We start from the raw sequence: 6,256 nt of genomic DNA, 5'->3' as shown, positions 1-6,256 counted from the left end.
GGGGGCATTCGAATCGTTCAGTTGGCTGTCGTGAGTGCCCCGCCCGGTGCGCCAACTCCGGACAGGGCCACGGACGGGATGGACCCGGCCGACACACGAAACGTCTGAAGGGACGTGTGCACGTGAAACACTACAGACCAGCTCTGTCGCAGACAGCGGCCGTTCGGCCGTCGACCCTCTCAGCGGTCCTTACCTGGAAGCGCCTTGCTGCGGGCGCGGTGTCCTTCGCGGTGCTCGTTTGCACGGCGGCCGTGACTTCCGCGGCGGTCGCAGTGGTGCCGCTCTCCAGTGCGACCGCTGCCCTCTCCGGCACCGCAATGACCGGCTCGGTGCTCGCGAACAACGAGCCGGTCGTCGGAGCCGACATCGTCGTGGTTGCGTGGCCGAACCAGGCGACCCTGGAGATGCTCGGCGACGAGCAGAAGGTCGAGACTCACGTCATCGCCACCACCAAGAGTGACGTCAGCGGCAAGTTCGACATCCAGGTCGACCCCGGGATCCTCCCGAAGGAACTCGTCTCGGATGTCGGGCAGGTCGATGTCGACGTCATTGTCGCAGACAAGGACCACGAAGCGGAGCGGTCGCTCTCGCTCCTGACGACGGCTGACGGGTGGACGTCTGCTGAGGTAGTTGCCTCGGCAGCTGTTGGCCCGATCGATCTCGGCTTCGACCTCGGAACCGGAGCGTTCCAGAGTTCGGCCGTGACTGCCGAGGACCTCACCGGGGATCCGGAGTTGCTCTCGGATGAGGAAGGGCTGGCGCTTGCGCCCGCAGACGCTGCGGGTTTCAGCACCACCGCGGTCACCGACCGGGGGCGCATCGACACGATCCTCCGGGAGCGGGGGACGGCTTCCGGAGTCACGCCGATGGAGGAGTGCTACGCGATCGGAACCAGCACATACCAGTCGCAGCGCGCCGAGTCGTTCGTGATCGCCCAAGGTGTGGTCAACGCAAAGGCGAAGGTGACGCAGGGCAGTGGAACGTCGCACTCCCTCGGAGTTGCAGTCAACTTCGGAGGTGGCTGGAAGGGCAGCGGGTCGACATCAAAGACGACGAGCTCGAGCGCGTCTCAGGGTGACGTCGCGACGACGCGCCGCTATTACAACCGAGTCAAGTACCGCTATTACACGAACTCGTGCGGAGTTGGCTATGGATACCGCTGGCGTCCCTACAGCATCCAGGAGTTGGTTGCCGGATACGTGCTGGTCACCCGGATCACCTACCCGAACTCTCGATGCAACACCTACGATGCGAGCTACTCCTACGAGAAGCACCAGGGTCGCAACACAACGTACGGAACCGGCGTCGATCTGGCCCAGGTCAACGTTTCGGCGCAGTCTGGTTACAACTCCGACACCAAGTTGAGTTGGCCGGACTTCACAGGCAGGGCGAAGCTTTGTTGGAGCTCCACTGCGGGGCGTGAGCAGTCGGCTCGCGTGGTTGCGCAGGTGCCGTGAGGTGAGGTCCACCCTGGCTGCTTGCGGTGTCCTGCTTGCAACTGCTGCTATGTCATCGGGTTGCGGAGCGAAACCTGCTGATGACGTGGGACGAGTGGTCGCAGCGGGCGGGGTGGACTTCTCGGCAACTCTGGGAGTCGCTGATGTAGCGCCAGGCGAGGTCAACACCGTCCATATCACGGGACTCTGCGTAAAGGGTTCGGGGGACGGAGTCGTGACTGCAGTCGAGGCAGCGCCGAATTCGGGTCTTGTCGTGCGACGTTTCACAGTGCTGAAGGAGATGGCAGAAGTCGGCGGTGCAAAGGATTCGTTCGAGAATCTCGGCTTGGAATCTGACCGGCGGGCTGTCGAGCAAAAGTGCGGGAAGGGTATCGCCGGCTCGGCGCTGTACGTGGAAATCGAACCGTCTGGCAGCAAGTCCGTGCACTCGCCATATCTGACGATCGAGAGCGAGGTTGCTGGGATCAACAATTCGTTTCGATACCCGCTGGGTCTGACTCTCTGTGTGGTCGGTGAGAAGAACGCCAAATTCTGCAAGGAGTGAGCCGGACCTATTGAGCCACGATCCCTGACGCGACGCGGTGCCTGCGATCAAACTCAGTCTGCCAGTTCAGCGATCACCGCAGCGTGAGATGAAGGGACACCGGATCCGATGAGGGGGCCGCGCTCGTCAAGGCGACGGCAGCAGCCGTGATCCGTGAGACGAACGTTTCGCCGTCGACGTGGCCAGCGCCTGGTCCGCAGCGGCCGCATCGGTCTCAAACTCGCGAAGCGGGTCAAGACGTACATTCTGTGAGCTCGTGATTGCATGCGTACATGGCTTACGACATCGAGCTCGCCGAACGTGTACGCGCCCTGATGCCTGCCGAGGTGAGCGAGAAGAAGATGTTCGGTGCCCTGGCGTTCATGGTGAACGGCAACATGGCCTGCGCCGTCGGCGCCGACGACCTGCTCGTACGCACCGGCAAGTCGGCCTACGAGGCCGCGATCGAGGCTGGGGCGGAGCCGATGGTCATGGGCGCTCGGACGATGTCCGGCTACGTCAACGTCGCCGTCGACCTGCTCCGGGGCGACGCCCTGGTGGACTGGGTCCGCCGCGGCGTCGCGACCGCCGAGTCGCTCCCGCCGAAACCGCCGAAGTAGCAGCGCAATCGGCCTCAGTCGGCCAGGTCGACGATCACCGGAGCATGGTCGGAGGGCGAACCGGTGCCGATCGCGGGGTTGCGCTCGTCGAGATCGACGAAGGCGCCGGTGACCCGCGAGGCGAACGTCGGCGAGCCGAGGACGAAGTCGATGCGCAGGCCGCGGTTGCGCTCGAAGCGCTGCCGGTAGTAGTCGAAGTAGGTGTAGGCCTCCGGACCGGGTACGAAGGGGCGTACGACGTCCTTGAAGTCCTTCTCGATGGCGAAGAAGGCGTCGCGCTCGGCGGGGGTGAGGTGGGTCTTGCCGACGAACTGCTTGGGGTCGAAGCAGTCCTCGTCGTAGGGGCAGACGTTCCAGTCGCCGACCATGGCCGAGGGCCCGTCGTGCCAGGCGGTCGCCGCCTTCTGCAGCGCGGCGAGCCACTCCAGCTTGTAGGCGTAGTGCGGGTCGTCGGGCTTGCGCCCGTTGGGGACGTAGACCGAGGTGACCCGCACCCCACCGCACGTCGCGGTGAGCGCGCGCGCCTCCGCGACCTCCTTGAACGAGGGCATCCCCTCGAACCCGACCTGGATGTCGTCCAGCCCGACGCGGGAGACCAGCGCGACGCCGTTCCACTGGTCATAGCCCACCGAGGCCACCTCGTAGCCGCGTGCCTCCAGTCCCATCGTCGGGATCTGGTCGGGCTTGGCCTTGGTCTCCTGCAGAGCGAGGACGTCGATCGAGTGTCGTTCGACGAAGGCCTCGACGCGGTCGATGCGGGAGCGGATGGAGTTGATGTTCCAGGTGGCGATACGCACGCCCGTCAGAGTATCTGGGAGGTCGAGTGGACTACCGTTTGAGGCGTGGGTAGCGCGACGATCGAGATGCACGGGGTCCGTCGTCTCTATGAGCAGGCCGACCTCGTCGATCTGATCGCACTCGACGACATCGACCTGACCATCGAACCGGGCACGTTCGTGAGCATCATCGGACCCTCGGGTTGTGGGAAGTCGACGCTGTTGCGGCTGATCAGCGGGCAGGAGTCGGCCGACGCGGGGAGGATCACCGTCTGCGGCCTGACTCCGAAGGAGGCCGCGGAGGCGAAGGCCTTCGGGTTCGTGCCGCAGTCTCCTGCGCTGCTGCCCTGGCTGAGCGTCCTCGGCAACGTGACGCTGCCGCACAAGGTCAACCGCCGTAGCGATCGCGGCCGCCCGGACCTGGAGGCGCTGCTGCGCGAGGTGGGCCTGGGGGAGTCGCTCCACAAGCTGCCGGCCGAGCTGTCGGGCGGCATGAAGCAGAGGACCGCGATCGTACGCGCCTTCGGGCTGCGCCCCGACGTACTCCTTCTCGACGAGCCGTTCGGCGCTCTCGACGAGTTCACCCGGGAGGCTCTCCAGGAGCAGCTGCTGGAGCTGTGGGAGCAGACCCGCGCGACCGTCGTCTTCGTCACCCACTCGATCTCCGAGGCCGTCAGGCTCTCGGACAAGGTCGTGGTGATGGCGCCGCGGCCCGGCCGGATCACCGACGTCATCGACATCGACCTGCCCCGCCCGCGCCACCAGGAGATCATCACCTCGCCGGAGTTCCACGCCTACGAGCTGAAACTCCGGGACAGCTTGAGGGACGCCTTCAGCCATGGCGAGGTGGCCTCATGAGTCTCCAGCCAGGTGCCCCGGCCGGTACGCAGCCAGCTCCTCCGAGACGGACACATCTCCTCGTCCCCACCCCCGAGCAGCTCGCCGCTCGCCGGCTGCGTCGCCGGACCCGGCTGCTCCGGCCGGCGTACTGGCTCCCGTTCGTCCTCCTGCTCGTGGTGCTCGCGATCGGGTGGGGCATCGGCGCACGGCAGATGCCTTACCTGTTCGTGCCGCTAGGGGAGATCGCGGGCGTGCTGAGCGAGGATCCGGCGTACTTCCTGCAGAACACCCTGGTCACGCTCGGCGAGGCGCTGGTGGGGCTCGGGATCGGGTTCGTGGCCGCCTTCGCGCTCGCCGTGGTGGTGAGCGAGGTCGCGGTGGTGCGGCGCGCGGTGATGCCGTTCGCGGTGGTGCTCTCGGTGACTCCGCTGGTGGCGATCGCGCCGCTGCTGGTGGTCGCGCTCGGGTTCGGGATGGCGCCGAAGGTCGTCCTGACCGCGCTGGTCTGCTTCTTCCCGATCCTGATCAACGTGGCGACCGGCCTGCGGGCGGTGCCGGGGCCGGTGCTGGAGGTCTACCGCACGGTGGCCGCGAGCCGGCTGGAGGTGCTGCGCTACCTGCGGGTGCCGGCGTCCCTGCCCTACGTTTTCGCCTCCCTGCGGATCGTCTTCCCGCTCTCGATGATCGGCGCCGTGGTCGCCGAGCTCGCCGCCGCAGGCTCGGCCGATGGTCTCGGCAGCGTGATACAGGTGGCCAGCTCACAGAACAGACTGGCTACCGTGTGGGCAGCGATCTTCGTCCTCGCGGCGTTGGGGTCGCTGTTGTTCTGGTTCGTGACGCTCGCCGAGCGGCGAGTGCTCCACTGGCACCAGCCCTGATCCTTCGAAGGAGCCCTTGATGTCTCGCGTACGTACGATCGGCCTTGCCCTCGCCTCGGCGGTCGTCCTGCTGGCCGCGCTGGCCGGCTGCGGGTCCTCGGAGGAGACCGCAGGCGAGCGCGGGAGCGCGGTCTCGGCCGAACGCTGCGAGCAGAACGAGGCGGCCGGGAAGATCACCTACATGTCGGGCTACTACTGGCAGGCGTCGGCCTCGATCATGGAGGCGATCGCCGCCGATCGGCTGGGCTACTTCAACGACCTCTGCCTCGACGTCGAGCTCCAGCCGGGCTCGGGCGACGTCTCCCAGAACGCCAAGCTGATCGCCGCCGGGAAGGTCCAGGTCGGTCCACTCTCCGAGCAGGACATCATGACCTCCAACGCGAGCGGCCTCAAGGTGCTCGGCGTCTCGTCGTACTCCAACGCGGGTCTCGACGTGCTGATGACCGGCACCTCGATCACCGACCTGAAGCAGCTCGAGGGCAAGACGCTCGGCCACAAGGGCTGGGTGCCGGTCGGCGTGCAGGCGATGCTGGCCGAGGCCGGGGTCGACATGTCGAAGGTGAAGCAGGTCAAGGTCGGCTACGACCCCGGCATCCTGCCCCGCGGTCAGGTCGACGCCCTGGTCGGGTTCGTCTCCAACGAGCCCAACCAGCTGAAGGAGGCCGGCGAGGAGGTCACCGTCTGGGAGCCGACCGACTTCGACGTCCCCGGCTCGCTGGGCGCCTACTCGGTCAACCCCGCCTGGGCGAAGAAGCACCCCGGCGCGGTCCAGGACTTCCTCCGCGCCGTCTTCAAGGCCTACACCTACTGTGCCGCCTCCGACCACGTCGAGGAGTGCATCGGCTACCAGCACGACCTCGCCGGTGCCGAGTCCGACGAGAAGCACGAGACGGCGATCTGGCGCACCGAGGTCGAGGTTGCCGCCGACCACCCGCTCCCGGGCAAGTTCGGCTCGGTCGACCCCGACAACGTCGCCGCGCTGGCCGAGGTCGTGACGACGTACGCAGGGCAGAAGGTCACTCCCGAGGATGCCGCGTCCTGGTTCGACACGTCCTACGCCGAAGCCGTCGTCGACGACGCGGACAAGGTGATCTGGCCCGCTCGATAGCGGCAGCGACTGCTTTCCTGGTCTTACGGGTTCCAGGCTGTACTTGCATCTATT

7 protein-coding genes are annotated in these 6,256 nt (G+C 66.5%); 6 read left to right on the top strand and 1 reads right to left on the bottom strand.

Annotation, left to right across the window (positions count from 1 at the left end; all coding sequences use genetic code 11):
* Positions 1-122 precede the first annotated feature (122 nt).
* From IEY84_RS24405 to IEY84_RS24395, 3 genes are all read left to right on the top strand, one after another.
* Positions 123-1,457: a hypothetical protein gene (locus tag IEY84_RS24405; RefSeq protein WP_183551258.1), complete on the top strand. Its 1,335-nt coding sequence runs from the start codon at positions 123-125 to the stop codon at positions 1,455-1,457.
* Positions 1,458-1,671: 214 nt separating this feature from the next.
* Complete coding sequence (locus IEY84_RS26860; protein WP_229788973.1) at positions 1,672-2,001, top strand: hypothetical protein; 330 nt, start codon at positions 1,672-1,674, stop codon at positions 1,999-2,001.
* Positions 2,002-2,273: 272 nt separating this feature from the next.
* The gene (locus tag IEY84_RS24395; RefSeq protein WP_183551264.1) at positions 2,274-2,600 is read left to right on the top strand and encodes a TfoX/Sxy family protein; all 327 of its coding nucleotides are present in this window, start codon (positions 2,274-2,276) and stop codon (positions 2,598-2,600) included.
* Between the two features lie 14 nt (positions 2,601-2,614).
* Here IEY84_RS24395 and IEY84_RS24390 read toward each other — a convergent pair whose 3' ends face one another.
* Positions 2,615-3,397, bottom strand: coding sequence for an exodeoxyribonuclease III (locus tag IEY84_RS24390; protein WP_183551267.1), 783 nt, complete (start codon positions 3,395-3,397; stop codon positions 2,615-2,617).
* A gap of 45 nt (positions 3,398-3,442) precedes the next feature.
* On the opposite strand from IEY84_RS24390, the gene IEY84_RS24385 reads away from it, so the two are divergent.
* The 3 genes from IEY84_RS24385 to IEY84_RS24375 are packed head-to-tail and all read left to right on the top strand — an operon-like array spanning position 3,443 to position 6,202.
* Positions 3,443-4,234 carry an ABC transporter ATP-binding protein gene (locus IEY84_RS24385; RefSeq protein ID WP_229788971.1) on the top strand — a complete coding sequence of 264 codons (792 nt, stop codon included), beginning with the start codon at positions 3,443-3,445 and terminating at the stop codon, positions 4,232-4,234.
* Positions 4,231-5,094, top strand: coding sequence for an ABC transporter permease (locus tag IEY84_RS24380; RefSeq protein ID WP_183551270.1), 864 nt, complete (start codon positions 4,231-4,233; stop codon positions 5,092-5,094). Before IEY84_RS24385 ends, IEY84_RS24380 begins: the two co-directional genes overlap by 4 nt.
* A gap of 19 nt (positions 5,095-5,113) precedes the next feature.
* Positions 5,114-6,202: an ABC transporter substrate-binding protein gene (locus IEY84_RS24375; RefSeq protein WP_183551273.1), complete on the top strand. Its 1,089-nt coding sequence runs from the start codon at positions 5,114-5,116 to the stop codon at positions 6,200-6,202.
* The last annotated feature ends 54 nt before the right edge of the window (positions 6,203-6,256 follow it).

Source organism: Nocardioides albus, from assembly GCF_014648255.1.
Lineage (GTDB): Bacteria > Actinomycetota > Actinomycetes > Propionibacteriales > Nocardioidaceae > Nocardioides > Nocardioides albus.
The sequence above is the reverse complement of the archived record's forward strand: the minus strand, read 5'-3'. Positions and strand labels throughout refer to the sequence as shown.

Excerpts from the sequence above, each read along its gene's own strand:
- IEY84_RS24395 (WP_183551264.1), top strand. The coding sequence starts at position 2,274 with ATGGCTTACGACATCGAGCTCGCCGAACGTGTACGCGCCCTGATGCCT.
- IEY84_RS24380 (WP_183551270.1), top strand. The coding sequence starts at position 4,231 with ATGAGTCTCCAGCCAGGTGCCCCGGCCGGTACGCAGCCAGCTCCTCCG.
- IEY84_RS24375 (WP_183551273.1), top strand. The coding sequence starts at position 5,114 with ATGTCTCGCGTACGTACGATCGGCCTTGCCCTCGCCTCGGCGGTCGTC.